Origin of the sequence: Hydrogenophaga taeniospiralis CCUG 15921 (genome assembly GCF_001592305.1) — a bacterium.
Classification (GTDB): Bacteria; Pseudomonadota; Gammaproteobacteria; order Burkholderiales; family Burkholderiaceae_C; genus Hydrogenophaga; species Hydrogenophaga taeniospiralis.
Genome location: NZ_BCWR01000019.1, coordinates 145,339 through 169,504, shown reverse-complemented (window position 1 = coordinate 169,504; position 24,166 = coordinate 145,339). Strand labels below are relative to the sequence as shown.

The window sequence follows — 24,166 nt, the reverse complement described above, 5'->3', positions numbered from 1 at the left end:
GAAGCGGCGCAAGGGGGGTCAAGACAGTCGTTTCACGCCCGGCAGTTCGCAGGCGTAGATCGCATTGCGCAGTTCGGCGATGGCCTCGTAGCGCGTGAAGCTGCGCCGCCAGGCCAGCACCACGCGGCGCGTGGGCGCCTCGCCTTCAAACGGCAGGTAGCGCACATAGGACGAGTCACCGAAATCCTGGCCGGCGTTGGGCGCGCCGTCCAGCGCCGAGCTGGGCACGGACAGGCGCGGCACCAGGGTCACGCCCATGCCGGCAGCCACCATGTGCTTGATGGTTTCCAGCGACGAGCCTTCGAAGCTCTTGCGGATGCCTTCGGTGTCGTTGGAGAAACGGGCGAACTCCGGGCACACCTCCAGCACGTGATCGCGAAAGCAGTGGCCCGTGCCCAGCAGCAGCATGGTCTCGCGCTTGAGCTGCTCGGAGGTGACACAGCTCTGGCGCGCCAGCGGGTGGTTCACCGGCACCGCGGCCAGGAAGGGCTCGTCGTACAGCGGGGCGATCGCCAGATTGGTGTCCGGGAAGGGTTCGGCCAGGATCGCGCAGTCGATCTCGCCCAGGCGCAGCTGCTCCAGCAGCTTGACGGTGAAGTTCTCCTGCAGCATCAGCGGCATCTGCGGCATCTGCGGCGTGCGCTCGATCACCTGGCGCACGAGGTTGGGCAGCAGGTACGGGCCAATGGTGTAGATCACCCCCAGGCGCAGCGGGCCGGCCAGCGGGTCCTTGCCACGCTTGGCAATCTCCTTGATCGACGCGGCCTGCTCCAGCACGGTCTGCGCCTGGCGCACGATTTCTTCACCCAGCGGTGTCACGCTGATTTCACTGGCGTTGCGCTCGAAGATCTTGAGCTCCAGCTCTTCTTCCAGCTTCTTGATGGCCACCGAGAGCGTGGGTTGCGACACGTAGCAGGCCTCGGCCGCCCGGCCAAAGTGCCTCTCGCGCGCCACGGCCACGATGTATTTGAGTTCGGTCAGCGTCATGGCCGGTATTTTGCGCCGACTCCACACCCCGCCCCCATGATCGAACTTGTGCTCGATCAACAGGCGTTTGGTGACAAATTGTTATATTCCCGTGCCGCACACGCCCAGAACCGGGCCGCTGGAACGGCTCCACCACACCAAAAACCCTCACGGAGGACATGAACATGAAAAAACACTTCTGGGCGCTCGCCCTCGCCACGCCCCTGCTGCTGAGCGCCTGCGGCGGCGGCAGCGACGCCCCCGCGGACAGCTCACCGGCCGACAAGTACGTGGGTGTCTGGGCGGCGCCCTGCGTGAATCTGGGCAATGGATCTTCTGTCTTGCAGGACTGGACATTCACCAAGACCGGTGCGGCCAACCTGACCATCGATGCGGACGGCACAGTGCACTCGGGATCGACCTGCAGCGGCAAAGGCTCCCCAGGCAACCATGTGCAGGGCTCCATGTCCATCAACGGGCAAACGGCGGGTGCGGACCGGGTGAGCGCCCATCTGGGCGCAACACAGACCAAGGAGCTCTGGCTGGTGCAGGGTGCCGAGATTCATATGCGCTCCAGCGGTGCGCGCGATGCCGAAGGCTACCCGACCACCGTGGGCAGTGATTTCGTGCTGCGACGCAAATAACCCTGTCACCGAAGGCTGCCAGGTCTTCAAGAATTCGCTTCGACCGCCCACCTCGGGAGATGTGTTGTTCGGCCACCGCAAGGTACTGTGCCAGCATGCCCGCAAACACATGCCCGTCGCCGGATCAGCGAAGCGCCACTGAAACAGCTCCACAACATCAACCCTATCAAAGATGAACACGAAAAAACACTTCTGGGCGCTCGCCCTCGCCACGCCCCTGCTGCTGAGCGCCTGCGGCCCTAGTGGTGATGACCCAGTAGACAGCTCGCCGGCCGGCAAGTACGTGGGCGTCTGGGACATTCCGTGCGAGGCTGACGGCTCGTCGTCAGCCGCGGGCGAAGTCACCCTGAACAAGTCCAACGACAACCTCGTATCCGGGACGCTGACTTTGCGTGTTTTCGCCAATGCAAATTGCTCGGGCGCACCCTCTTCCAGTGAGACACTTCCCGCCTCCTTGACCATTCATGGCACGGGCTCCGTCAGCGGCAAGACGGTCGACAAAGTCACCGCGACGCTCGGCAACGACGCTGAAAAGGACATCCACTACGTCGAGGGCGACCGCTGGTTCGAATCCCCCGAAGGCTCTCCAGTGGATGCCGAAGGGTTCCCGACCACGCTTGACATGAGCCGCGCCACCGTCAGACGTTGATCATCGGGCTCAGGCCTTGAAAAACCCACATCGCCCGCCCAACCAGCGGGCGATGTGCTTTTCGGTCACGACCTTGAGGCGTTCGCGCGCCACGGCCACGGTATTTTTGCGTTCAGTCAGCGTCAGGTACACCGGCCATCGCGGCACAACGTGAGCACGTTGCTGAGATACGGTCTGGCCGACCGTACAAGCGGCGGTAAAAACACCAAAAAACCCCTTACGGAGGGCATGAATATGAAAAAACACTTTTGGGCGCTCGCCCTCGCCACGCCCCTGCTGCTGAGCGCCTGCGGCGGCTCGGACGAAACCTCAACAACCGAACCCTATGTTGGCACCTGGCTGAAGTGCAGCCCACCCAGCAGCGCTTCCGGCTTGGCGTTAGCGACGATCGTAACGGTCGAGAAGATCGACAACTCGACGTTGAAGATGACCCCCGTGAGCTACTCCGGCTCCAGCCCCGACTGCAAGGACCTGGGTCTTTCTATCAGACCGTACGTCAGCTACACCTATGTCCTACAGGGCCCGAAGACCATCGGTGATGACGAGGGCGAGAAAGCAGCCATCGTCGAGGGTGTGGGTGCTCCTTTCAAGACCCTGCTGCTAATCAAAGGCGGCAAGCTCTATTTCGGAGACAAAAGCAAGCTCGATGCAGAGGGGTTCCCGGACGCATTTGCCTTCGACGAACCCTGGACCGCTCTGTAAATCGAATCTCGAAGGCTCATGCCTTCAGGTATTCGGCTTTGCTGCCGAGCCAGCGGGCGATGTGCTTTTCGGCCGCCGCCGGGTGCTGCGCCAGCATTTCTGCAGCGGCGCCCCGGGCCCAGTCGAGCAGGTGGCCGTCGGTGGCCAGATCGGCGAAGCGCAGCATCGTGGCACCCGACTGGCGGGCACCCAAGAATTCGCCCGGGCCGCGGATCTCCAGGTCTCGGCGGGCAATTTCAAAACCATCGTTGGTTTCCGCCATGGCCTTGAGGCGCTCGCGCGCGGTTTCACCCAGGCGCCCGCCCTCGGGCGGGGTGTAGAGCAGCACGCAGGCCGAGGCCGCCGCGCCGCGCCCCACCCGGCCGCGCAGCTGGTGCAACTGGCTCAGGCCGAAGCGTTCGGCGTGTTCGATCACCATCAGCGAGGCGTTGGGCACGTCCACCCCGACCTCGATCACCGTGGTGGACACCAGCACGCCCATGTGGCCGCTGGTGAAGAGCGACATCACCGCCTTCTTCTCGGCCACCGGCATGCGCGAATGCAGCAGGCCGACCAGCACGCCTTGCAGTGAGGTGCTGAGTTCGGCGTGGGTTGCCGTGGCATTCGACAGGTCCAGCGCCTCGCTCTCTTCGATCAGCGGACACACCCAGTAGACCTGCCGGCCCTGCGCCACCTGAGCGCGGATGCGTTCGATCACCTCGTGGCGGCGCTGGTCGGACACGACCTTGGTGACGATGGGCGTGCGCCCGGGCGGCAGCTCGTCGATGGTGGAGACGTCGAGGTCGGCGTAGTAGCTCATGGCGAGCGTGCGAGGGATCGGCGTCGCCGTCATCATGAGCATGTGGGGCTCACGCGATTGCCCATCGTCGCCCTCGGTCGTCTTGGACCTCAAGGCCAGCCGCTGCGCCACGCCAAACCGGTGCTGCTCGTCGATGATGGCCAGCGCCAGGTTCTGAAACACCACCTGGTCCTGGATCACGGCGTGCGTGCCCACCACCAGCGCGGCTTCGCCGCTGGCGATCAGCGCCAGCATCTCGCTGCGCTGCTTCTTTTTCTGGCCACCGGTGAGCCAGGCCACGCGTTTGCCCAGCGGTGCGAGCAGCGGCTCCAGCCAGCCAATGAGCTTGGCGAAATGCTGTTCGGCCAGGATCTCGGTGGGCGCCATCAGCGCGCACTGCCAGCCCGAGTCGATGGCGATGGCGGCGGCCAGCGCGGCCACCACCGTCTTGCCCGAGCCCACGTCGCCCTGCAGCAGGCGGTGCATGGGCACGGATCGCGCCAGATCGCGCGCGATCTCCTCGCCCACGCGGCGCTGCGCGCCCGTCAGCGCGAAGGGCAACACGGCGAGCAGCTGTTCGTGCAGGCCACCCGGCGCCGTGCGCAAGGCCGGCGCGCGCAGGGCATCGCGCTCGCGTTTGGCCGTCAGCTGCGACAGCTGCTGGGCCAGCAACTCTTCGGCCTTCAGGCGCTGCCAGGCCGGGTGGCTGCGGTCTTCGAGCGCGTCGAGCGACACGTCCGGCCCCGGGTGGTGCAGATAGCGCAGGGCGTCGCGCAGCGTCCAGGTGCCGTGCACCACCGCCTTCAGGCCGTCCAGCAACTCGGGGGGCAGGGTTTCGCTCAGGTCGGCGCGCGCCAGGCCACTGGCCACCACCTTGCGCAGGTAGGCCTGGGGCAGTTGGGCGCTGGTCGGGTACACCGGCGTGAGCGCGTCGGGCAGTTCACCGCCGGCCGCGTGAAACGCCGGGTGCACCATGGTGCGGCCCATGAAACCGCCACGGACCTCACCGCGCACCCGCACGCGAGCGCCCACGGCCAGCGCCTTCTGGTGCGAGGGGTAGAAGCTGAAGAAGCGCAGGGTGCAGGTGTCGCTGCCGTCGTCCAGCGTCACCAGCAGTTGGCGGCGCGGGCGCATCGTGATCTCCTGATGCGTGACCGTGCCTTCCACCTGCACGGTCTGCCCGTCGCGCGCATCGCTCAGGCGCACCACGCGGGTTTCGTCTTCGTAGCGCAGCGGCAGGTGCAGCGCCAGGTCGATGTCGCGCCTGAGCCCCAGCTTGTGCAGGGCTTTCTGCGGGGCAGAAAGCGCCTTGGCGGGGGCGGGCTGGGCGTCGGGCATGGGACAATTCTGCCTGTCTTTTTATCCACCCCTCTCGCCACTTTCACTTGGAACGGGCCTTGTCCGGCCCTCAAGCAGCATGAACGCTTCTTCCCTTGCGGCGCGCACATTCACCGTCGCCGATTTCGATTTCGCGCTCCCCGACGAACTCATCGCCCAGCACCCCGCCGCCGAACGCAGCGCCTCGCGCCTGCTCGACGGCACCGGGGCGGTGCCGGTGGACCGCATCTTCCGCGAACTGCCCGGCCTGCTGCAGCCGGGCGACCTGCTGGTGTTCAACGACACGCAGGTGGTCAAGGCCCGACTCTTCGGCGAGAAAGCCTCGGGTGGCAAGTTCGAGATCCTGATCGAGCGCGTGCTGCTGCCGCACGAGGCGCTGGACGGTTCGGGGCAGGAGGTGGTGGCGCACATCCGCGTGAGCAAGAAGCCGCAGCCCGGCGGCCTGCTGCACCTGGCGGGCGGCCTGCGGGGCGGCGGTTTTGATGCGGTGTTCCTCGGCCGCTGGCCCGATGAGCAGGGCCAGCTGTTCCGCCTGCGCCTGACCGGGCCGGCCGGCGAAACGCCCTACGAGCTGATGGCGCGCCACGGCCACGTGCCGCTGCCGCCCTACATCACCCACGCGGACAACGCCGACGACGAGCGCCGCTACCAGACCGTGTTTGCCCGCGTGCCCGGCGCCGTGGCCGCACCCACCGCGGCGCTGCATTTCGACGACGGCGTGTTGGCCGCGCTCGAAGCCCGCGGCGTGCGGCGCGCCAACGTAACGCTGCACGTGGGCGCGGGCACGTTTGCGCCGATGAAGACCGAGCGCATCGAAGAGCACGTGATGCACCACGAGCGCTACGCGATCCCGACCGAGACCCTGCAAGCCATCGCCGACTGCCGCGCGCGCGGCGGGCGCGTGGTGGCGGTGGGGACCACGACCGTGCGCACGCTGGAGAGCTGGGCACGCTCGGGCCAGACCACGGGCGACACCAACATCTTCATCACGCCCGGCTTCGCTTTCCAGGTGGTGGACGTGCTGGTGACCAACTTCCACCTGCCCAAGAGCACGCTGATGATGCTGGTGAGCGCCTTCGCCGGCCACGAGCACGTGATGGCGCTCTACCGCCACGCGGTGGCGCAGGGTTACCGCTTTTTCAGCTACGGCGACGCGATGCTGCTGCAGAAGACTCCGATACTTGGCCGGCCCGCTTCGTAACATTTGCTCGCACTTTTCCCCATGCGGTGACAAACCCACCCGGCACAATCGCCCCCCAACATCCCCAACCCGCACCGAGTGGCCACGTGATCGAAATCTTTCTCCGCCTGGGCCTGGCCCTGATCGTCTCGCTCGGACTCGCCGTGCTGCTGGCCTGGGGCTGGGACAGCTCGGACCGCAACGCGTCGCTGAACGACACCCTCCAGCTCGGCGCCGACACTTCCATCGCGCCGCTGCGCTGAGCCGGCCGCCCGCGCGCCGGGCTCCATAGAATCGGCCGATGCACTCCCCAGGGCACCCGGCCCACCCGCTTCCCCACCACCTGCACGCCCCCTGCCCCACGCCAGCCTCGGGCGCTGGCTCCGTGTCGTGGCGGTTGGGCCTCTGGCGCGCCCTGGCCGTGTGGGGCCTGGCCGCTCCGGGTCTGGCGCCCCTGGCCCAAGCAGCCCCCACACCGCTCTACACCCCGCAAGGCCAGTGCGCCGGCCACCCCGGCGTGGCGCTCACCGTGCCGGCGGGCTGGTGCGCGGGCCTGGTGGCCGACGCCCGCGACGGCCTGCGCATGCCGCGCCGCCTGCTGGAGGTGGCGCCGGGCCGGTTCTGGATCGTGGACATGGGCAGCTGGGAGCCGCGCCGGGGCCGGCTGCTCGAATTGCGCACCGCCGGGCAGCCCGGCGAACCCGGGCGGCTGCGCACCCTGGCCAGCGGGCTGGACCGGCCACACGCCCTGGTGCGCGGGCCCGACGGCAAGGTCTACATCGGCGAGGCCGGCAGCATCTGGCGCACGCCCGTGGGCGAGACGGTGCAGCGCGAAGACCTGATCACCGGCCTGCCCGCCGACGGCGCGCACCCGCTCAAGGAACTCGCGTTTGGCGCCGACGGCCGGCTCTATATCAATATGGGCTCGTCCACCGACGCCTGCCGCGACGAGCAGCAGCGCCAACCCCAGCCCTGCCCCGAAACCAAGGGTGCGCAGCCCCGCGCGGCGGTGTACGAAGCGGTGCTCGGCGGCCCCGGCTTCACGCTGCAATCGCTGCGGCCTTACGCCACCGGCTTGCGCAACTCGCTGGGACTGGCCGTGGTGCCGGCCCGCGGGCGCCAGCCGGCGCGGCTCTGGCAGGCCGAAAACTCGGTGGACTACAGCGATGCCAAAGCCCCGGCCGAAGAGCTCAACGAGCTGGCGGACGGCGCCCACTTCGGCTGGCCGTATTGCGTGAGCGACGCACGCGCCCGCAGCGTGGTCGCGCGCGGCTACGAAGGCCGGGCGCGTTGCAGCGGCCCCGCGCACCGTCCGCCACACCAGGCTTGGCCCGCGCACGTGGCGCCGCTGCAGTTGCTGGTGGTGCCCCCGGCCGGCGCCGGGCAGGCCGCGGCGCCCTGGAGCGGGCGGCTGCTGGCGGTCTGGCACGGCTACCGCGCCCAGGGCCAGCGCATCGTGGCCTGGCGGCTGGGGGCCGACGGCAGGCCACAGGGCCCGCGCGAGAACATCGCCTCGGGTTGGTCCGCCGCACCAAGCCTGCGACCGCTGGGCAATCCGGCCGGTGCCACGGTGGACTCGCAAGGCCGCCTGTGGGTGGTGGAAGACCGCAACCACACCGTGCTGGTGGTGGCGCCGGCTGCGGCCGTCCGCTGACGGCTCCCGCCGCGCCGGGGTGGCGCGACTGTTTCGGATTGAGACGGACACCGCGCGCCTTGACAAAGATCAATCCCGCGCCGGGGCCGACTGCTAGCCTGAAAACATTCCCAGCAAACCCACGGAGAAATGCCCCATGAACCGCCTCTTGATTGCACTGACCACCGCCCTGCTGGCCGCCCAAGCCTGGGCCGCACCGGGTGACGACGAGGTCCTGAAACTCGCCAACAACGCGGGCTGCATGACCTGCCACCACATCGAGCCCGGCGGCAAGGGCCCGAACGGTCTGCCCCCCATCGGCCCGGCCTGGCGCGAGGTTGCGGCCAAATACAAGAGCCAGAAAGGCGCGCAGCAGCAGCTCACCGCCACCGTGATGGCCGGCTCCAGCCCTTATGAGAGCCACTGGAAGGGCAAGGTCAGCGGCCTGGCCATGCCGCCCAACAAGGTGGTGGTGTCCGAGGCCGATGCCGCCAGGCTGGTGGCCTGGATCCTGGCGCTGGAGTGACCCCCCTGCGCCGCTGACGCGGCTTCCCCCTGGAAGGGGGGACCACGCTGGCGGCCCGGCGAAGCCGGTTCCGCGGCGTGTGCCGGGTGGAGGCACCGTGCGCCAGCGGCACGTCAGTGGCGGCATTGCTCACCCCGTGCTCGGCGACAATCGCCCCCATGCTCCAGTTCGAACTGCTCAAGACCGAAGGCCACGCCCGCCGTGGCCGCCTCACCCTCAACCACGGCGTGGTTGAAACCCCCATCTTCATGCCCGTGGGCACCTACGGCACGGTCAAGGGTGTCATGCCCGCCAGCCTCGAAGACATGGGCGCCCAGATCATCCTGGGCAACACCTTCCACCTCTGGATGCGCCCGGGCCGCGAGGTGATGCAAAGCTTCGGCGGCCTGCACGCCTTCGAGCAGTGGCACAAGCCCATCCTCACCGACTCCGGCGGCTTCCAGGTCTGGAGCCTGGGGGCCATGCGCAAGATCACCGAAGAAGGCGTGCACTTCGCCAGCCCCGTGAACGGCGACAAGCTCTTCATGTCGCCCGAAGTGAGCATGCAGATCCAGACCGGGCTGAACAGCGACATCGTGATGCAGCTCGACGAGTGCACACCCTACGAGACCAACGGCCACCTCACCACCGAGGCCGAGGCGCGCAAGAGCATGGAGATGAGCCGCCGCTGGGCCGTGCGCTCCAAGGACGAGTTCGCGCGGCTCGAAAACCCCAACGCGCTGTTCGGCATCGTGCAAGGCGGCATGTTCGAGCACCTGCGCCAGGAGTCGCTGGAGGCGCTGGTGGAAATGGACTTCCCCGGCTACGCCATCGGCGGCGTGAGCGTGGGCGAGCCCAAGGAACAGATGCTGCAGATCATGGCGCACACGCCGCACCGCCTGCCGGCGCACAAGCCGCGCTACCTGATGGGTGTGGGCACGCCCGAAGACCTGGTGGAAGGCGTGGCCTGTGGCGTGGACATGTTCGACTGCGTCATGCCCACGCGCAACGCGCGCAACGGCACGCTGTTCACCCGCTTCGGCGATCTCAAGATCCGCAACGCGCGCCACAAGACCGACCACCAGCCGCTGGACAGCACCTGCACCTGCTATGCCTGCGCGGGCAAGAGCGGCGTGAGCTGGGACGACGGCGGGCGCGACGGCTTCAGCCGCGCCTACCTGCACCACCTGGACCGCTGCGGCGAAATGCTCAGCCCCATGCTCGCCACCGTGCACAACCTGCACTATTACCTGAACCTCATGCGCGAGGTGCGCGAGGCGCTGGATGCCGGTCGCTTCGAGGCCTTCCGCACGCAGTTCAAGGCCGACCGGGCGCGAGGCATCTGAGGCCTGCGCGGTGACGAGGAAGTTCACCACCATGGCGCGCCGGCTGGCCGCGGCGTCCAGCCTGGTGATCGTGGCCGGCTGCGCCACCCGGGTGGACTTCGCACCCGAACCCGGCCAGCCCGCCCTGCGCATGCAACAGCGCTTGCTGCTCACACCGAGCAACGGCGGGTTGCGCATCACCCCCGAAGACCTGCGCCCGGGCGACATCGTGCTCAGTTCCACCCACAGCGTGGTGTCCATGGGCGTGCGCCTGATCACGCTCGCGCCCGTCAGCCACGCCGCGCTCTACCTGGGCGACGGCACCTTCGTCGAGGCGGTCGGCGCGGGCGTGCGCACGCGCAGCACGCAGGAGTACATGGACGGCGAATCCACTATCGTGGCCTTTCGCCACCCGGGCATCGCCGAGCCCCAGGTGGGCGCGCTCAACGCGTTTTCCCGCCTGCACGTGGGCAAGAAATACAACACCGCCGGCATCGTGCTGCAGGCGCCGTTCAGCATCGGGCGGCAGTACTGCGAACTGCCGCTGATCCCCGGCCTGGTGCGGGACTTCTGCATCCGCGGCCTCGCAGCGATCCAGCTGGGCGCGGTCAAGAACGACCGATTCTTCTGCTCGCAGTTCGTGCTCGAAGCCTACCGCCACGCCCAGCTGCCACTGACCACCGCCGACCCCCGGCTCATCAGCCCGGCCGACCTGCTGCACATGCGCGAAGGCGATGTGCCCTCGGTGCGCACCGAGCAGGCCTTGTTGTATGTCGGGCACCTCAAATCCGGGGTCGCGGCCACCGAGGTGGAGATGGCGGCGGGCGCTGACAACTGATCGGAAGGCAGACTCTCGACGGCGTCAGTTCCCCACGTGCATCGTGAACACTGCACCGGTGTTCAGACGGCAGGTCCCCGAGCCCAACGTGGCCGAGTTCATCGTGTACTGGCAACTCAGGTAGCTGCCCCGGTTGCCCGCGCCGTTGGCCACGCCATCGCGTGACGAGCCGGCCTTGCGCGTGGCCTCGCCTGTGAACGTTTCACCGTTGATGGAGGTGTTGAAGCTACCGCGCCCGTGCAGATCGTTCGTCACCGTGGCGTTGATGACGCCGTAAGCGCTGGCCAGATCGTTGGCCGGGTAGAGGCGGGCAGGAAAGGTCAGCGGCAGCGCGGGCGCGGCAACCACCACGGCATGAGGCGGCGGCACCGCCTGCCCGGTGCGCGGGTCGATCGGCACGACATAACAACCCGCCAATGTGGCGACCGTGGCGGCCAACCCCAGCACAGCAACCCCGCGACGGGTCGAACGAACAGCGGAAAAGACATCCATAGGGATCCTCAAGGCCCAAGCACATGCTTGTGCCGCGATCCTCGCTGGCGTCGTCAAAAAAACATCGATCCTCGGGCAAAGAACCGTTTTGTAGAACCCTGAGTCGATCCAAAGGGTACTTTGAACCCGGGAACGGGCGTGACTGTCGGCATCGGGACCGTGGACCGCCGCGTTTTCCGCCTAGAGTTCGGCCATGACTCAGCCCGCCGTGCCCCGCCACATCCTGCCCGTGCTGGTGACCGCGCAGTTCGCCGGCACGTCCCTCTGGTTCGCGGTCAACGCGGTCATGCCCGACCTGCAGCGCGAGCTGGGCTGGCCGGCCAGCGCGGTGGGGCCGCTCACGTCGTCGCTGCAGTTCGGCTTCATCGTCGGCACCCTGGTCTTTGCCCTGCTCGCCATCGCCGACCGCTTCGCGCCGCGCCGTGTGTTCCTGTTCTGTGCGCTCGCGGGCGCAGCTTGCACCGTGGGCGCCTGGGCCATGGTCACGCAGTACGAGGCCCTGCTGGTCTGGCGCTTTCTCACCGGTGTGTTTCTCGCCGGCATCTACCCGGTGGGCATGAAGATCGCGGCGCAGTGGTACACGCGCGGCCTGGGTGGGGCGCTCGGCCTGCTGATCGGTGCGCTGGTGCTCGGCTCGGCCAGCGCCCACGCGCTGCGCGCGCTCAGCGGCACCCTGCCCTGGCCCACGCTGATGCTGGGCGTGGCCGCGCTCGCGGCCGCGGGTGGGCTGCTGCTGTTTTTCACCACCCACGACGCGCCGCACGCGCACGCCCGCGTGACCACGTTGCAATGGCGCGCGCTCGCCACCGTGTGGACCGATGGACGCGTGCGCGCCTCGGTGCTCGGCTACTTCGGCCACATGTGGGAGCTCTACACCATGTGGGTCATGGTGCCGCTGGTGCTGGCCACCCGGTTGCAGGGCGCCGATCTGTCGTGGGCAGCGTTCTGGGTGCTGGGCGCGGGCGCCATCGGCTGCGCCGGCGGCGGCTGGGTGGCGCAGCGCTGGGGCAGCGCGCGCGTGGCTTCGGTGCAGCTGGCGATCAGCGGCCTGTGTTGCCTGGCCACGCCCTTGGTGATCGACGCCACCGCACCGCTGTTCTACGGCTGGCTGCTGCTCTGGGGCATCACCGTCTCGGGCGACTCGCCGCAGTTCTCCACCCTCACCGCACGCAACGCGCCGCCGCAGGCCGTGGGCAGTGTGCTCACGCTCACCAACAGCATCGGTTTCGGCATCTCCATCGTGAGCATCCTGCTGTTCGTCTCGCTGTCGCAGGCGGTGAGCCTGGGCGTACTGCTGCCCTGGCTGGCGCTCGGCCCGGCACTGGGCCTGTGGGCCATGGGGCGGCTGGTGCGTGAGGAGCGACAAAAAGTTACAGGCTTCCGGTAAAGTCCGGCCACCAACAAACCTGGAGGATTCCCATGCCCGCTCCCGCCTACGCCGCCCAACGCCCCACCGGAGCCTTCATCGCCGCGTCATGGGCGGCCCTGATGGTCGGCGCCGTGGTCTACCTCATGGGCTTGTGGAACGCACAGATGCAGCTCAACGAAAAGGGCTACTACTTCACGCTGCTGATGTACGGCCTGTTCTCCGCCGTGTCGCTGCAGAAGTCGGTGCGTGACCGCATCGAGGGCATCCCCGTCACCGGCATCTACTATGGCCTGTGCTGGGTGTCGCTGGGTCTGTCGGTGGCGCTGCTGACCGTAGGTCTGTGGAACGCGACGCTGGCCGCCAGCGAAAAAGGCTTCTACGCCATGGCCTTCCTGCTGTCGCTGTTTGGCGCGGTCGCGGTGCAGAAGAACATCCGCGACGTGGCCCAGTTCCGCAGCGCCCACCCCGAGATCGACGGCGCAGCGGCCGAATAAACCGGCACAGCCGCTGCGCTGCCGTCAGGCGGCAGCGGCGCCTTCGGGTTCCTGCGGCGGCAGGCCCGCCGTGGCTTTCGCCGGCTCAGCCACCGGCTCCTTCGCCGACGCCCCACACGAGAAGCAGTAGCGCGCAAACGCGTTCTTGCGCGTGCTGCAGTGCCCGCAGTGGTCGAACAGGCACAGGCCGCAGTGCGGGCAGAAGTCGGTCTTGCCGTCTTTCATGTCCACCGTGCGCTCGCAGCCCGGGCAGATGTTCTTCGTCATGCGCGCCTGCGCCTGGTCGTAGTCCATCTCACGCTGGCGGGTCTGGGCCGGCTGCGCCTCGGCCTGTTTCTGCCGCTCCAGGTAACGCTGCAGCGCCTGGATCGCGTAGCGCCCACCGATCACCGTGAGCACGATGCCGACGATGTAGCGCACATAGCCGCCGTAGCTCGGCAGGTAGGGCACCAGCTCCACGAAGAACGCGAACAGCGCGAAGAAGATGAAGCCCCAGACGAAGGGCCACGACGAGCCCTTGCGGTGCTTCTTGAACAGGTAACCGGCCAGCACCAGCAGCGGCAGCGTGAGCGCCAGCCGGTAGCCGAACACCCGCAACTCCTGCGCGCGCTGCGCGTCCACGTACGCGTCGCGGGCCTGGTCCTGCAGGCCTCGCAGCTCGGCCTGGGCGCGTTCCTGCGCCTGGCGCGCGTCCAGCGCGGCCTGTTGCTGCTGCTCCACCGCCGAGAACGCCGTGCGCTCGGCCTGCCGCAGGCCGTCCAGCTCCCGGGTGCGCTGCAGCAACTCCTCGTCCTGCTCCGCGCGTTGCGTCACGCGGCGCGTGGCCAGCCAGTTGTCGAAGGTTTCGCGCGCGGCACGGTTGTTGGCGCGTGCCGTCTGCAGCTTGAGCTGCGCCTGCTCCAGCTCGGCCTGCGCTTCTTCGGCCGCGCGCTCCGCCGTCTTGATGGATTCCTTGAGCGCGGGCGTGCGCTGCGGGTCCATGAAGTCTTCCAGCGACTGGCGCTGCTCCACCCGCGGCAGATCGCCCACGATGGTGCTGCCCAGCCCGGTCAGGAACCAGGCAAACAGGAACGCCACCAGCCACAGGCCGCGGTGGAACCACTTCTCGGACAGACGCAGGGTCTTGCTCATGTTGTTTCCCTCAGAAGCTGTTGGTTGGGGCCATTGTGAACCCGCTCACAGCGCGATCCGCTGCGCCGCAGTGCCCAGGCCGGTGCGCGCCAGCCAGTCCAGCACCGAATCCACCGTCACGGTTTCGATGCGATCGGAGAAGCGTTTGGCGTTCGGGTGGTCGTCGAAGCGGATGTGCGCGGAGCTGGCGCTCGCGCCCAGGCGCGTGAGCGCGCCCAGACGCAGCGTGCTCGGCTGGTAGCCCTTGAAGCCCAGCCAGGCCTGTGCCTGCTGGCGCGTGGTGAGGCCCGGCTCGGCGGCCATGGCGAGGGTTTCCAGCGCCCACTGGTTGGACTGCTGGTAGCGCGTGCCCCAGGCGTAGGCCACCATGTTGTAGTCGCGCTGATGCAGGCGGATACTGCGCGCCGGGTCGGTCAACAGCGCGAGCAGCGGCGCCTGCAACGCGGGCGCGGGTACCGACCACACCGCCTCGTGGCGCCAGAGGTCGTCCAGGAAGAACTCGCCCAGGCCCTGGCGGTAGATCGAACCGGTGCCGGTGCCGCACTGGTTGAGCTTGTGCAGCACGCGCCACGGCCCTTCGGCCGTCTTGTAGGCCCAGCCTAGGTGCGAGTAACGCAACTGGTACTTGCCCAGGTCCTGCCCCGCGCGGCCCAGCACCACCACGCGCGCGCCGCTGCGGGCGAACTCCGCGTCCAGCGCCTGCGCCGTCTGCTGCGCGAGCGCCAGGCCCTGCGTCAGTGTCTGCGGCGTCATGGGCCGCTGCTCACACGAGCGGCCGGCGTGTGCGGCGGGGGCCATCAGCAGAAGTGCCGACCCGCAGGACACGACCCACAATCTCAAAAAGGTTTTCATCAGATACCTCGCAAAAAGGAGATACGCCTCGAATGAGGAAGCCCCAACCGGGAAACACCGCGGAACCGGCTTTGCCGGGCCGCTGGTGTTGCCCCCTGAAAGGGGGAAGCGCCGCAGGCGCTGCGGGGGTCAGTACGTGATTCTTTCGTTGTGGAGAAGAGCGCGCCCTATCTCGTTGGGGATGAAGCACAGCACCTCGCCCGCCGCCGAGAGCAGCACACCCGTGCTGATCACGCTTACCGCCACCGCCGTGCCCACACTGGCCGCCACGCCCGAGGCGGCGCGCCCCGTCAGCTCCACACTGGCCCGCGCGCCGTCGGACGCCCGCTCCAGCACGATCACCGTGCCGCGTGCCGACACCTCCACCGTCTTCACCACCAGCACCGCGCCACTCACCGTGAGCGCCACCGGCAGCGCGCTGACCGCCACCGCGCCCGCCGCGGCACTGCCCGCCACACCCACCACCGACGCCACCGGCAAAGCCGACAGCACCAGCGAAGCCTCGCTCTGCGCCCGCGCCGGGCCGGCGGCCAAAGCCAGCGCCAGACCGGCGGCGAGAAAAGTCTGGGTCAGAAAAGAACGTGTCATGTCATTGCTCCTGAAAAGGAAACTGGGTCAATAGAAAGAGGGGACAGAGAAGCCGCTTCAGGCCGCCACCTGCGTCGTGGCGGCCGCGCGTTCGGCCAGCGCCTGCTGGCGGCCCGCCACATGGGCTTCGGCCAGGTCCGCCTCGTGGCGGTCGCGCAGCGTCTTGGCCAGCGTGAACGCCGAGGTCACCAGGTACAGCCAGCTCACGCCCAGGTAGGCCTTGTAGGTCTCGTCGATCTGCATGCGCAGCAGGCCCCAGAGCGTGAGCCCCATCGCCACCGCAAAACCACCCCAGACCACGACGCGCCACATCGGCGTCTCGGCCTCACCCGTGAGACTGGCCTTCTGCGTGTCGCGCACCGCCTTGGACAACACGAACACCGTGGACAGGCAGAACACATAGCCCATCACCATGAACGCGCGGTCCAGCGCCTGCCCCGGCAGATAGGCCAGCCCGGTGGCACAGAGAAAGACCGCAAGGCCGAACGACACCCAGACCTGGAGCTGCCAGGCGCGGGTGTCGCGCATCACGATGAGGGGGGAACGGGGACTTGCCATGTGAAACCTCGGAAGGTTGTTGAACATGGCGCGGATGGTGGGTGTGACTCCAGATTCTGGAGCCACACTTTCTTACCGGATTGATCAGGTCGGCCGGTCGGTATCGATTTTCAAGACTTTCTATGCGACCGACACCACTCTTCGGCGCGCCTCAAGGCACCCACCAGTACCGCACCGCATGAAAAAACACCGGGGCGGCGAAGATCACGGAGTCGGTGCGGTCGAGCATGCCGCCGTGGCCTTCGATCATGCTGCCCCAGTCTTTCACGCCGCGGTCGCGTTTGATGGCGGACATCACCAAGCCACCGAAAAATCCCATGAGGCAGATCAGCAGCGCCATGCCGGCGGCCTGCAGCGGTGAAAAAGGCGTGATGCCGTGCAGGGCCGCGCCCAGCAGGGTGGCGCTGGCCACGCCGCCGATGAGGCCTTCCCAGGTCTTGGAGGGCGACAGCACGGGCGCCACCTTGTGTTTGCCCAGCAGCTTGCCCCAGATGTACTGCAGCACGTCGCTGCCCTGCACCACGATCACCAAGAAGGCGATGAGCAGCATGTTCTTGCCTTCAAAACCGATCACGGGCAGCGTGAGCAAGGCGGGCACATGGCTGATGCAGAACACGCTGACCATCAGGCCCCACTGCACCTTGGAGGCGCGCTCCAGGAAGCGCTGGGTGTCGCCGCCCGTGGCCGCCAGGATGGGCAGCAGCAGGAAGGCGTAGACCGGGATGAAGATGGAATACATGCCGTACCACTCGGTCCACACCAGGAAATACTGCATGGGCAGGGCCACGTAGAAGGCCGCGGCCATGGCGGTGTGGTCGCCGCGTCGGGTGTAGGCCAGGCTCAGGAATTCGCGCAGCGCGTGGAACGAGATCAGGAAGAACAGCACGACCACGCCGTTCTTGCCGAACAGAAAGGCGATGCCAATGGCACCCACCATGATCCACCAGGCGTTGATGCGCGAGGTGAGGTTGTCGATGACGGCGTGCGGCGCGCCGTGGGCCACGCGCCACTTGAGCACGGCGGCGATGCTGGAGGCGAGCACGAGCACGCCCGTGACGCCGACGAACAGCCAGCCCGTGGGCGTGAAGAGCGCAAAGAAGGTGTCTGCGTTCATGCGCCGCTCCCGGGTGTCTGGGTTTCGCGGCTCGATGGCTCTGAGGGTGGCGCCGGGGGCGCGGGGTCGGCCTCGCGGTCGTATTCGGGTCGCAGATCCAGCAGGGCCTGGCGCGCGCGCTGCAGGAACCGCTGTTTGTCTTCTTGCGGAATCAGGGTCAGCGGCTCGCCAAAGCGCACGCTGCAGGCCAGCGGCACGGGCAGCAGAGCGCCTTTGGGCAGCACACGTTTCAGGTTTTCGATCCACACCGGCACGAAGCGCACATGGCCGAACGAGCGGGAGAGGTGGTAGATGCCGCTCTTGAGCGGCAGCAGCACCGCTTCGCCGGTGTTGCGCGTGCCTTCGGGAAAGATGATGAGCGAGTCACCGGCGGTGAGCGCGGCGCCCATCTGCGCCAGCGGGTCGCCGCTGCTGGGGCCGGCAGCGCTGGCGTCGCGCCGGATCATGAGGGCGTTGAACACGTCGCGGCCGATGAAGCGGCGCAGCGCCGACGTGTTCCAGTAGTCCTCGCCCGCCACGGGGCGGGTGAGCGTGCGCAGGTCGGGCGGCAGGGCAGCCCAGAGCAGCACGAAGTCGCCGTGGCTGGTGTGGTTGGCGAAGTACACGGTCTGATTGGCCGTGGGCCCGGTGCGGATCCACAGCGAGCGCAACCCGGTGATCAGGCCCGCCCCGGTGACGATGGTCAACCGGGCCAGCGCGGCCAGCAACCGGCGGGGCGCGGAACCCTCGGGCTCCATGGGCGGGAGGGCTTGTGGGCGCGTGGAAGGAGAGGGGTCTGGGTTCACAACAAACCTAAAAAAACAAGGAAGCCAGCGCTGCGGCGGTTTGCAGAAGCACGAGAGCCAGATGCCGCTGGAGAAGGTGGCGGGTACCACGCAGGCGGTCGCTCCACAGGCGCTCGGGCAAGACGCTTTGGCGCAACCTGAGCCGGGCCAATGAGGTGTCCAGCGCTTGCAGGCTGGGCATGTGGCCATGGCCCAGCTGGTGAAACAGGCGCTCGTCCAGTGCCAGCCGGAACGCGAGGTACCGCTCCATCAGACCACACAGCAACACCAGCGCCCACAGACCGGCCCCCGCAAGGGACGGCGGCGGCCAGGCCACGCCCACCACGACGGCCAGCAGGCTCAAGCCCTGCGACCAGGTGCCCAGGGTGCGCAGGCTGGCGCGCAGCAGGGCGGAGAGCGCCAGCGCATCGGCGCGCTCCTGTTCGCTGATGGGTAACGCGCTCACCGGCCGCCTCCACCAGCGGCCGGCAAAACCAGTTGCTTCAAGGCCCCCAGCCAACCCGGCCCCAGCACCAGTTGAGGCCGGGCCTGGCGGGTGCGGGCTTCGGCCTGGGCCAGATCGGACGTGCCCTGCAGCAACTGCCAGGCCACCACCGCCGCGGCGCTGCGCGAAAAACCCAGCGCACAGCACACCCACACCGGCCCGCCCTGGCGGGCGCCGCGCTGCGCCTGCACCAGGTGCGCCGCGCGCTGCAGGCGGGCCGGGCTGGGCACCACCAGGTCCAGCAGCGGCAGGCAGCGGCTCACTGGCTGCGCCGCAGCGTGCAAGGGCAGTTCCGCGCACAGGCTCACCAGCGCGGGCTGGCCAGCGGCCAGCCATTCGGCGTGGCGCGGGCGTCGCCCCAGCCAGACGCCGGGCACGACCTCGACGCGGGGCGGCAGCCCGCGCGTCCAGGCCCAGGCGTTGAAGGCCGCGGCCCAAAGGTACGGCGCCAGCAGCCAGCGTGCCGACCAGTGCATGCGGCCCGAGCGGTCCATGCGGAACCCGCGCGCGCCAAAGCCCAGGTAGTTCAAGGCCACCACGGCCAGCGACGCGGCCGGCCAGGCCAGCCAGAGCGCCACGCCGCCCCACCAGAGCGCCAGCGCCAGCAAGCCGGCAGCCCCAGCGGAGTACAGCGCGGCCAGCTTCAGCCGCTGCGGCTCGCGGCTCAGCCGCCACGCAGAGGGCAAGGACACCTCGCGCTCCAGCGGCCACAGCCACACGCACAGCAAACCGAGCAATGCGCCGGTGGGGATGTCGATGAAGTGGTGCTGGTAGGTGGTGAGCACCGAAGCGCAGATGGCGAAGGTCCAGACGTGCAGCAGCACCCGCTGCCAGGGGCTGCGCATCAGCGGGCGGTACCAGTCCCACAGGATGACGGCCAGCGCGATGTGCAGCGAAGGGGCCTGGTTGAAGGGCTGGTCAAAACCGCGCAGGGCCGCAAACAGAAAGCCGGCGGCGCCGTGGGCCTCGGGCTGCCCGAAGCTGAAATGCAGCGGCCACGCCACAAAGCAGGCCACGGCGATGAACTGCGCCGTGAGCAGGCGGGCCGCGTGGCGGTCGATGCGGTGCTTGCTGCGGCTCAGGAACAGCGACAGGCCGTAGAAGGCATTGATCGACCAGTAGGGGAACACCGTCCAGTCCCAGAACGGGATGTGGTGCTCCCAGTGAAACACCGCCGTGGGCACCTGCCCCGCGGCCCAGCGCTGCACGGCCCACCAGTTGGCCAGGCCATAGGTCAGGTAGAACAGTGGCGCCAGCAGGGCCAGCCAGGCGAGCGAGCGCCGCCACGGCCAGGGCGCAGGCGCGCTGTGGTTCACAGGACCGCCCGCAGTCATGCCGCCTCGCGCACCGCCAGCGACACCGTGAAAATGCCCCGCTCGTCGATACGCTGCGTGATCTTCCGGAAGCCCGCCGCGGCCACGAGCTGGTCCATCTCGGCCTGCGTGCGGCGGCGCATCACCCAGGCCTGGCCCTGGCGGTGGCTGGTGAGCGCGCGCGCGATCATCTCCAGCTGCGGGTGCCAGGGCTGGCCGGTGTAGACCAAATAACCGCCCGGCTCCACCGCGTCGGCCACCCCGGCCAACGAGCGGGCGACCATGGCGTTGTCGGGGAACAGCTCGTACAGGCCCGAGACCGTGGCCAGCGTGGGGCGCGGCGTGGCACTGGCCACCTGGGCGCGGTCGAAGGCGTCGGCCTTCTCAAACCGGGCGGTGGACTGCAGGCCACGCTGCGCGATCAGCGTCTGGCCGTCGCGCACGTTGATGTCGCTGTAGTCGCGCAGCAGCACCGAGGCCACCGGCACCGGGCTGCTGGCCACGGCATCGAGCACGTAGCGGCCGTGCCCGGCGGCGATGTCCATCAGCCGCACCTCGCGACCGGCATCGGCCAAGCGCTGCATGGCCTCGCGCAGCAGTTCTTCGACGTGCAGCTTGCGCTGGCGGATGCCGCGCCAGCCGATGGAGTCCAGGTAGGCGCGGTCGATCAGGGCGCCCACCAGCGGCGCGCCCTTGGCCTGGTTGCGGTACACGTAGTCCAGCGTGCTGCCGGAGTCGAAACCGGTTTCATGGCCCAGGCGAACGCCGTCGGACAACAGGCCACCCAGCTTGAGACCGGCACGCGTGCCGGCCCAGTACAGACCGCGCGGGGACAGCGGCGAGAGCGGCTCGGCGAGCGCGCGCGCCTCGTCCGCCGTGGCGCCACGCTGGTCGGCCTGCAGCAGGTTGACCGGGGCGGCGGGGGCCTCGAACTGTTTGAGCAGAAAGCCGCGCAGGGCCAGCAGGGCGCTGGCGCGGTCGCGCTCACCCAGGGTGTCGTGGAAGAAACCCGGCAGTTCGAGCTTCTCTTTCACCGCACTGCCTAGGCGTTCGAAGAACCGGTGTTGCGGCGGGTGGTGCACCACCCAGTCGGCGCCCGAGATGAGCAACTGCGTGGGCACCACGATGGCCTGTGCATCCGCCACCACGCGCTCGGCTGCGGTGTACAGGTCCAGCAGGATGTTGACCGCGATCGGGCGCGAGATCAGCGGGTCGGCCTCGTAGCTGGCAATGCGCTCGGGATCGTGGGTGAGGAACTTGGCCTTCACATAGCTGTTCACGAAGAACAGCCCGCGCAGCTTGTGCATCAGTGCCAGGCCAGCGCGCGCGAAGGGCACGTACAGCTTCACCTTGAACGCGGGCGAGGCCAGCGTCATGCCGCGGATGGTGGGGGCGTAATCGTGTGCCCAAGTTGACACCAGCACCGCGCCCACGCTTTGCGCGATGACGTATTGATCGGTCTGTGCCACGCCGTGCTCAGAAGCGATGTGGTCCACAAAGGTCTGCACGTCGCGCACCGAGGTGGCGAAGCTGGGGCTGTGACCGCGCTGGCCCGGCGAGCGGCCGTGGCCGCGCGCATCCCAGGCGAAGAAGTCGAATTCGGGCAGGTTGAGTTCGTCCACCAGATGGGCCATGCGTGCGCCGTGCTCGTGCCCGCGGTGAAACAGCAGCACCGCGCCCCGCCGCTGTGCCGCCGTGGCCGGCCAGTGCCGGTAGAACAGCGAGACCCCGTCGTGGGTGGAAAACTGGCGCTCCTGCGCTGTGCGGCTGGTGTTCATGGACTCCCTTTTGTTGTGGATGACGAAGACGAGACGGCGCGCTCGGCCAGGGCCGAACGAACGCGGCGCACGGTGGTGAGCGCAATGAGGAAGGCCAGCAAAGGCATCAGCAGCGCCGTCCAGCCGGGCATGGACAGTTCCAGCGCGAGCGCCAGGCCCAGCGCACCAAACACGAAGGCCCGATCGCTCTTGCCCATGGGGCCTTCGTAGCGGCGGCTGGCTCCCACGGTGCTGCCCAGCGCGCCCGCAAACTCCGACAGCCCGGCCAGCACGATCACCAGCCCGAGCCAAAAGGGGCTGCCTGGCAGCACCAGCGCAAAGGGCAGGTACAGCGCGGCGTCGGACACCACGTCGGTGAGCTCGTTGAGAAAGGTACCCAGCGGCGTCTGCTGCCCGTGTTCGCGCGCCAACATGCCGTCGACCGCGTTGAACGCCATGCGCACGAACATCCACAGCGGAATGAGCGCAAAGGCCTGCGGCGATGGCGCCAGGAAGAACAGGCCCAGCCCGAGCGCGACCGAGATCACACAGGCCAGCACCGTGACCTGGTTGGCCGTCACGCCCCAGGCGTGCAGGCGCACCACGCCCGGGCGCAGCAGGTTCTGAAACGCAGGTTTCAACTGATAGATCGACACACCAAGCTCCCCTGGAAAAACACGCGGGCCATCAGGCTTCGAGCAAGCCCGCCACCCGCTCACGCAGCCCCTCCGGCGTCACCGCCTCGGCCCGCAGCGGCTCCCCCACGTTCAGCCCCACGCGGTTGAACAGGCCGCGCCGGAAGGGCTTGACCATTGCGGTGGGCTCGCCGCCGGCGAGCTCGACGCGGCTGAAGAACGAGCCCCAGAGATGGGTCAGCGCCATGGGAATGACGTTCACCGCCACGCCGTCGGCCTGGGCGCGTTCCAGGATCTTCATGACGCCGGCCTTGAAAGGTTGCAGCGTGCCGTCGCGTGTGATGCCGCCCTCGGGGAAGATGGCCAGCAGATCGCCTTCGCGCAGCACGGCGGCGGCGGCGTCGAACGCGGCTTCGTAGGCGGCCGGGTCTTCTTTCTGTGGCGCGATCGGAATGGCCTTGGCCAGCTTGAACAGCCAGCCCAGCACCGGCACTTTGAAGATGCGGTGGTCCATGAGGAAGCGCATGGGCCGCGGGCTGGCGGCCATGAGCAGCACGGCGTCGACAAAGCTCACGTGGTTGCAGACGATGACGGCCGCGCCCTGGGTGGGGATGTGTTCGTCGCCCGCCACCCGGAAGCGGTAGACGAAGCGCGACGCGATCCAGGCCACGAAGCGCAGCAGGTATTCGGGCACCAGCATGAAGATGTAGAACGCGACCACGGCGTTGGCCAGGCCCACCAGCAGGAACAGCTGCGGGACGCTCACCCCGGCGCCGAGCAGCGCGCCCGCCAGCACCGAGCTGCCGATCATGAACAGCGCGTTGAGGATGTTGTTCGCCGCGATGATGCGGGCGCGGTGCGTGGGTTGGCTGCGCATCTGGATCAGCGCGTACATGGGCACGCTGTAGATGCCGGCGAACAGCGAGAGCAGCGCCAGATCGGCCAGCACGCGCCAATGCGCGGCCTCGGCCATGAACTGGCCGAGCGTGAGCGCGATGGTAGACGGCGGCAGGCTGTGGGAGGCGAAATACAGGTCGATGGAAAACACGCTCATGCCGATGGCGCCCAGCGGCACGAGGCCGACCTCCACGTGGCGGCGGCTCAGCATTTCGCACAGCAGCGCGCCGATGCCGATGCCGATGGAAAACACCACCAGCAGCAGCGAGGCCACCTGCTCGTTGCCGTGCAGCACGTCGCGCGCGAAGCTGGGGAACTGGCTCAGGAACACGGCGCCGAAGAACCACATCCAGCTGATGCCCAGCAGCGAGCGGAAGACCACGGTGTTGCCGTGCGCGAGCTTCAGGTTCCGCCAGGTCTCGGTGATGGGGTTCCAGTTGATCCGCAGTTGCGGGTCGGTGGCGGGCGACACGGGCACGGCCTGCGCCAGCGCGCGGCCGATCACGGCGAGCAGCAGGCAGGCGACGGCCACGTAGGTCGGGCCCACGAGCGGCATGGCGATCAGCAGGCCGCCCGCCACGTTGCCGAGCAGGATGGCGACAAACGTGCCCATCTCGACCATGCCGTTGCCGCCGGTGAGCTCGCGCTCGCTCAGGTGCTGCGGCAGGTAGGCGAATTTCACCGGGCCAAACAGCGTGCTGTGCAGACCCATGAGGAACACGCTACCCAGCAGCACCTGCACGTTCTGCTGCATGAAGCCCCAGCCGGCCAGCAGCATGATGGCGATTTCGAGGTTCTTCACGAAGCGGATCAGCACCTCCTTGGGGTACTTGTCGGCCAGTTGGCCGCTGGTGGCCGAGAAGATCAGGTACGGGAAGATGAACAGCGCGCCGATCACCAGGCCCGCCATGGCCGGCGGCAGCCAGCTCACCTGCAGCTGGTAAGTGACCAGCACGGTGAAGGCGAACTTGAAGATGTTGTCGTTGCCGGCGCCGAAGAACTGCACCCAGAAGAAGGGGCCGAAGCGGCGCTGCGTGAGCAGGGCGAACTGGCCGCCCTCGTGGGCGCTGGCGTGGGCGTTGCTCGCCGTGGGAAGCGCGGCGGACGTGGTGGCTGGGCTGCTCATGCGGATCTCCTCC

The 24,166-nt window shown here is 68.3% G+C and carries 25 protein-coding genes; 11 read left to right on the top strand and 14 right to left on the bottom strand.

Going from position 1 to position 24,166, the window contains the following annotated elements:
- Positions 1-18: 18 nt before the first annotated feature.
- On the bottom strand, positions 19-987 hold the full coding sequence (locus HTA01S_RS21065) for a hydrogen peroxide-inducible genes activator (protein ID WP_068174910.1): 969 nt from the start codon (positions 985-987) through the stop codon (positions 19-21).
- A gap of 164 nt (positions 988-1,151) precedes the next feature.
- Between HTA01S_RS21065 and HTA01S_RS21060 the strand changes: the two genes are divergently transcribed.
- The 3 genes from HTA01S_RS21060 (at position 1,152) to HTA01S_RS21050 (ending at position 2,961) form a co-directional block, all read left to right on the top strand.
- Positions 1,152-1,610, top strand: coding sequence for a hypothetical protein (locus HTA01S_RS21060; RefSeq protein ID WP_157572209.1), 459 nt, complete (start codon positions 1,152-1,154; stop codon positions 1,608-1,610).
- A 172-nt stretch (positions 1,611-1,782) separates the two neighbouring features.
- Positions 1,783-2,259 (top strand): hypothetical protein, encoded by a 477-nt coding sequence (locus HTA01S_RS21055; protein ID WP_068174906.1) that lies wholly within the window; start codon positions 1,783-1,785, stop codon positions 2,257-2,259.
- A gap of 150 nt (positions 2,260-2,409) precedes the next feature.
- The gene (locus tag HTA01S_RS21050; protein WP_157572208.1) at positions 2,410-2,961 is read left to right on the top strand and encodes a hypothetical protein; all 552 of its coding nucleotides are present in this window, start codon (positions 2,410-2,412) and stop codon (positions 2,959-2,961) included.
- A 16-nt stretch (positions 2,962-2,977) separates the two neighbouring features.
- Here the strand turns inward: HTA01S_RS21050 and recG are convergent, their stop codons facing one another.
- Positions 2,978-5,077, bottom strand: coding sequence for an ATP-dependent DNA helicase RecG (gene recG / locus HTA01S_RS21045; protein WP_068174903.1), 2,100 nt, complete (start codon positions 5,075-5,077; stop codon positions 2,978-2,980).
- Positions 5,078-5,156: 79 nt separating this feature from the next.
- Between recG and queA the strand changes: the two genes are divergently transcribed.
- The 6 genes from queA to HTA01S_RS21020 all read left to right on the top strand — a co-directional run bounded on the left by queA (position 5,157) and on the right by HTA01S_RS21020 (position 10,558).
- Positions 5,157-6,278, top strand: a complete 1,122-nt coding sequence (gene queA, locus HTA01S_RS21040) for a tRNA preQ1(34) S-adenosylmethionine ribosyltransferase-isomerase QueA (RefSeq protein WP_068174900.1) — start codon at positions 5,157-5,159, stop codon at positions 6,276-6,278.
- Between the two features lie 86 nt (positions 6,279-6,364).
- Positions 6,365-6,520, top strand: coding sequence for a hypothetical protein (locus HTA01S_RS25425; RefSeq protein ID WP_157572207.1), 156 nt, complete (start codon positions 6,365-6,367; stop codon positions 6,518-6,520).
- A 38-nt stretch (positions 6,521-6,558) separates the two neighbouring features.
- Positions 6,559-7,911, top strand: coding sequence for a PQQ-dependent sugar dehydrogenase (locus HTA01S_RS21035; RefSeq protein WP_157572206.1), 1,353 nt, complete (start codon positions 6,559-6,561; stop codon positions 7,909-7,911).
- Positions 7,912-8,047: 136 nt separating this feature from the next.
- Positions 8,048-8,416 (top strand): c-type cytochrome, encoded by a 369-nt coding sequence (locus HTA01S_RS21030; protein ID WP_068174896.1) that lies wholly within the window; start codon positions 8,048-8,050, stop codon positions 8,414-8,416.
- A gap of 158 nt (positions 8,417-8,574) precedes the next feature.
- Positions 8,575-9,741, top strand: coding sequence for a tRNA guanosine(34) transglycosylase Tgt (gene tgt, locus HTA01S_RS21025; protein WP_068174894.1), 1,167 nt, complete (start codon positions 8,575-8,577; stop codon positions 9,739-9,741).
- Positions 9,742-9,772: 31 nt separating this feature from the next.
- Complete coding sequence (locus tag HTA01S_RS21020) at positions 9,773-10,558, top strand: C40 family peptidase (RefSeq protein ID WP_068174891.1); 786 nt, start codon at positions 9,773-9,775, stop codon at positions 10,556-10,558.
- Between the two features lie 24 nt (positions 10,559-10,582).
- On the opposite strand, the gene HTA01S_RS21015 is transcribed toward HTA01S_RS21020, so the two are convergent.
- The gene (locus HTA01S_RS21015) at positions 10,583-11,050 is read right to left on the bottom strand and encodes a hypothetical protein (RefSeq protein WP_245638166.1); all 468 of its coding nucleotides are present in this window, start codon (positions 11,048-11,050) and stop codon (positions 10,583-10,585) included.
- A gap of 193 nt (positions 11,051-11,243) precedes the next feature.
- Between HTA01S_RS21015 and HTA01S_RS21010 the strand changes: the two genes are divergently transcribed.
- Complete coding sequence (locus HTA01S_RS21010) at positions 11,244-12,437, top strand: MFS transporter (protein ID WP_068174888.1); 1,194 nt, start codon at positions 11,244-11,246, stop codon at positions 12,435-12,437.
- A gap of 32 nt (positions 12,438-12,469) precedes the next feature.
- The gene (gene yiaA / locus HTA01S_RS21005) at positions 12,470-12,913 is read left to right on the top strand and encodes an inner membrane protein YiaA (protein ID WP_068174886.1); all 444 of its coding nucleotides are present in this window, start codon (positions 12,470-12,472) and stop codon (positions 12,911-12,913) included.
- Positions 12,914-12,937: 24 nt separating this feature from the next.
- On the opposite strand, the gene HTA01S_RS21000 is transcribed toward yiaA, so the two are convergent.
- From HTA01S_RS21000 to HTA01S_RS20950, 11 genes are all read right to left on the bottom strand, one after another.
- Positions 12,938-14,044, bottom strand: coding sequence for a zinc ribbon domain-containing protein (locus HTA01S_RS21000; protein ID WP_068174884.1), 1,107 nt, complete (start codon positions 14,042-14,044; stop codon positions 12,938-12,940).
- 45 nt (positions 14,045-14,089) lie between these two features.
- Complete coding sequence (locus HTA01S_RS20995; protein ID WP_068174882.1) at positions 14,090-14,896, bottom strand: DUF2145 domain-containing protein; 807 nt, start codon at positions 14,894-14,896, stop codon at positions 14,090-14,092.
- 129 nt (positions 14,897-15,025) lie between these two features.
- Positions 15,026-15,484, bottom strand: coding sequence for a hypothetical protein (locus HTA01S_RS20990; RefSeq protein WP_068174880.1), 459 nt, complete (start codon positions 15,482-15,484; stop codon positions 15,026-15,028).
- Positions 15,485-15,541: 57 nt separating this feature from the next.
- Entirely contained in the window at positions 15,542-16,042 is a 501-nt protein-coding gene (locus HTA01S_RS20985) for a YiaA/YiaB family inner membrane protein (protein WP_068175032.1), read from the bottom strand.
- A gap of 151 nt (positions 16,043-16,193) precedes the next feature.
- Positions 16,194-17,156 carry a phosphatidate cytidylyltransferase gene (locus HTA01S_RS20980; protein ID WP_068174878.1) on the bottom strand — a complete coding sequence of 321 codons (963 nt, stop codon included), beginning with the start codon at positions 17,154-17,156 and terminating at the stop codon, positions 16,194-16,196.
- The gene (locus tag HTA01S_RS20975; RefSeq protein WP_084236400.1) at positions 17,153-17,893 is read right to left on the bottom strand and encodes a lysophospholipid acyltransferase family protein; all 741 of its coding nucleotides are present in this window, start codon (positions 17,891-17,893) and stop codon (positions 17,153-17,155) included. The genes HTA01S_RS20980 and HTA01S_RS20975 overlap by 4 nt, the downstream gene beginning before the upstream one ends.
- A gap of 55 nt (positions 17,894-17,948) precedes the next feature.
- On the bottom strand, positions 17,949-18,386 hold the full coding sequence (locus HTA01S_RS20970) for a hypothetical protein (protein WP_068174876.1): 438 nt from the start codon (positions 18,384-18,386) through the stop codon (positions 17,949-17,951).
- Positions 18,383-19,759: a phosphatase PAP2/dual specificity phosphatase family protein gene (locus HTA01S_RS20965; RefSeq protein WP_068174874.1), complete on the bottom strand. Its 1,377-nt coding sequence runs from the start codon at positions 19,757-19,759 to the stop codon at positions 18,383-18,385. Before HTA01S_RS20965 ends, HTA01S_RS20970 begins: the two co-directional genes overlap by 4 nt.
- Entirely contained in the window at positions 19,756-21,516 is a 1,761-nt protein-coding gene (locus tag HTA01S_RS20960; protein WP_068174872.1) for a bifunctional alpha/beta hydrolase/class I SAM-dependent methyltransferase, read from the bottom strand. Before HTA01S_RS20960 ends, HTA01S_RS20965 begins: the two co-directional genes overlap by 4 nt.
- Positions 21,513-22,151 (bottom strand): CDP-alcohol phosphatidyltransferase family protein, encoded by a 639-nt coding sequence (locus tag HTA01S_RS20955; protein WP_068174870.1) that lies wholly within the window; start codon positions 22,149-22,151, stop codon positions 21,513-21,515. The genes HTA01S_RS20960 and HTA01S_RS20955 overlap by 4 nt, the downstream gene beginning before the upstream one ends.
- A 31-nt stretch (positions 22,152-22,182) precedes the next feature.
- On the bottom strand, positions 22,183-24,153 hold the full coding sequence (locus HTA01S_RS20950) for an MFS transporter (RefSeq protein ID WP_068174865.1): 1,971 nt from the start codon (positions 24,151-24,153) through the stop codon (positions 22,183-22,185).
- Positions 24,154-24,166: the final 13 nt, after the last annotated feature.